This window comes from Actinomycetota bacterium (assembly GCA_036280995.1).
GTDB lineage: Bacteria > Actinomycetota > CALGFH01 > CALGFH01 > CALGFH01 > CALGFH01.
On the sequence record DASUPQ010000947.1, the window covers coordinates 1 to 2,369 of the forward strand.

The following is a 2,369-nucleotide window of genomic DNA, read 5'->3' on the forward strand; positions in this document are numbered from 1 at the left end:
GGACCGACGATGGCAGGGCAGGCACGAGACCTCCGCGTGGTCGCAGGGTGTGAGAGCCCGCCGATCATCACGGCTCGTGCCTGCCTTGTTCTACTCCGCCCTACTGGCGCAGCCTCTTAGCGTCTGCCATCGAGCCTAGATGGTCCCCTCGGTGTGCTCAAGACGACCGCGGAGTTGTGGACAACACCGCCGGGTCGCGCACCAACCGTACTTCTCGTCGACGACAGTGAAAGGACCAGCTTTCAGATGCGCCACGAGCCCACTGGACGCTCCGAGTCGGTATCCAGTTCTGGAAACGAGCCGGCCAGCCAGGCTGAGCGAAGCCTCCGCGCCCGCCTCGCCGCGTATGCGCTGCATGCTCAGCGTGATCCCCGGGAGACCACGGCGAACGCGCGAGCCGCGTTCCTGGCCCGCTTCGACCGTGAAGTGGACCCAGAGGGCCGTCTGGAGCCCGACGAGCGCAGGCGCCGGGCCGAGCAGGCCCGCCGTGCCTACTTCGCTCGCCTCTCTTTGGCCGCCATTAAGGCTCGCCAGGCCAAGCGCGCCGCACAAGCCCGGCGGAAGGCGGATGGGACCGCGGCATGACCGAGGTGGGTTGCTGGCGTGATCAGGCTGCCTGCCGCGACCTGGTCACGGCCGATCACGACCCGTTCTTCGCTGACACTGAGGCCGGCCAGAGCGAGGCCATCGGCATCTGCACGGCCTGCCCGGTGCGCGATGCCTGCCTGACCTTCGCGGTGCGGACCGGCCAGCAGTACGGCATCTGGGGCGGCCAACCCCAGCAGATCATCCGTCGCCTGATCGCGGCCGACCGCGCCGGCCGCCCTCAAGCCCGCCGCACGCCGGCCGGCCATCCCCAGGCCAGCAAGACCCACTGCAAGCGCGGCCATCAGTTCACCGCCGACAACACCTACTACACCCCTGACGGTCATCGCCGCTGCCGCACCTGCCTGCGGGAAGCGCAACCCGTCCGAGCCTCGAAAGGAGGTGGCTCGGATGTGGCGTGACCGTAACCGCTACCCCGAGCACAACTACGTCCCCGACACCCTCTGGTTCCTGATCGCCGCGCTGCTGTTCGCCGCCTGTGGGCTGGTGTGGCTGATCGGCCAGGTCGCCGCCATCCTCTTCGGCGCGCATGAGCATCTGCCGGTGCGGCTGGTTGACATGCTCGGGGTGCTGCTGCGCCTCCCCGGCACCTGGGACGACCCATCCAGAGCCTGGCCGCCTTCTTCTCAGCCGCTGCTGCCGGGTCCGGTCGGCATGTACGCCGCCGCGGTCCTCACCTTCTGGCTCCCCGCTCTGGCCTATGGGCTGCTGGTCCGGCTGGTCTCCCCCCGGGCCCGCCGACGCCGCCGGCAGCGGGGTGCCCGGTGGGCCAGCTGGTGGCAACTGCGCCGGCTGCTCGTGCTGGGCCCAAGACGCGGGCGGATCATCCTCGGCCGCCGCGACCGCCTCCGCGACCGGCTCCTGGGCCGGCTGTATCTGGCCGTCGAACAATGCCACTCGGTGCTCGCCTTCGGCCCGCCCGGATCGTTCAAGACCCACGGCCTCGTGATCCCCGGGGTCTTGGAGTGGCAGGGCAATCTTGTCACTACCTCCATCAAGCCGGATGTGCTGCGGGCCACCTGCGCTCATCGGGCCAGCCTGGGCGCCGTCTGGGTCTACGACCCCCTCGGCTTGAGCGGCGTGCCCGGAGCACGGTGGACGCCCCTGGAGTATTGCCGCTCCTACGCCGACGCCCGGCGGATTGGTCGGATGCTGGCCGAGGCTGCCGACGTCCAAGGCCACAAGGCTGACGACGCCAACTACTGGCAGCTGCTCGGCGCCAAGCTCTTGTCGGTCTTCCTGTTCGCGGCCGCCGGGACGGGGCGAAGCATGGCCGATGTGGCCCGCTGGGTCGACGTCCAAGACGTGGACGACGTGGCCCAGGCGTTGATGGAGATCGGCAATCAACAGGCCCTGGATGCCTGGGCGGCCTGCACCAGCCGACCGGACAACACCCTGGGCAGCGTCTATGGGACGGCTGAGACGCTGCTGGACGTCTACGGGGACCCGGTCATCGCCCAGAGCGCTGAGGGCTGCGACCTCGACATCGATGAGCTGCTGACTGGGGCCAACAACACCCTGTACCTGTACGCCCCAGCCTCGGAGCAGGAGCGGCTGCGGCCCCTCTTCGAGCTCCTCGTGAGCGTGGTCATCTTCAAGGCCGAGCAGCTGGCCGCTGCCCAACCTGGCGGCATGCTCGACCCAAGGCTGTTCGTGTGCCTGGACGAGGCCGGCAATTGCGCGGCCATCAAGAAGCTGCCCCAGCTGGCCACCACTGGCCGCGGCCAGGGCATCCAGCTGCTGACCATCTGGCATGACGAGGC

General features: G+C 69.3%; 2 protein-coding genes. Both read left to right on the plus strand.

Translation table 11 applies throughout. The features are described 5' to 3' along the window. Positions 1–581: 581 nt before the first annotated feature. The gene (locus tag VF468_31395) at positions 582–1,007 is read left to right on the plus strand and encodes a WhiB family transcriptional regulator (GenBank protein HEX5882792.1); all 426 of its coding nucleotides are present in this window, start codon (positions 582–584) and stop codon (positions 1,005–1,007) included. Further along, positions 997–2,369 (plus strand): type IV secretory system conjugative DNA transfer family protein (locus VF468_31400; GenBank protein ID HEX5882793.1); only part of this gene is annotated, 1,373 nt, incomplete at its 3' end. The genes VF468_31395 and VF468_31400, both read left to right, overlap by 11 nt.

Bases quoted from the DNA above. Each gene is read 5' to 3' on its own strand.
- VF468_31395 (HEX5882792.1), top strand. From the start codon at position 582: ATGACCGAGGTGGGTTGCTGGCGTGATCAGGCTGCCTGCCGCGACCTG.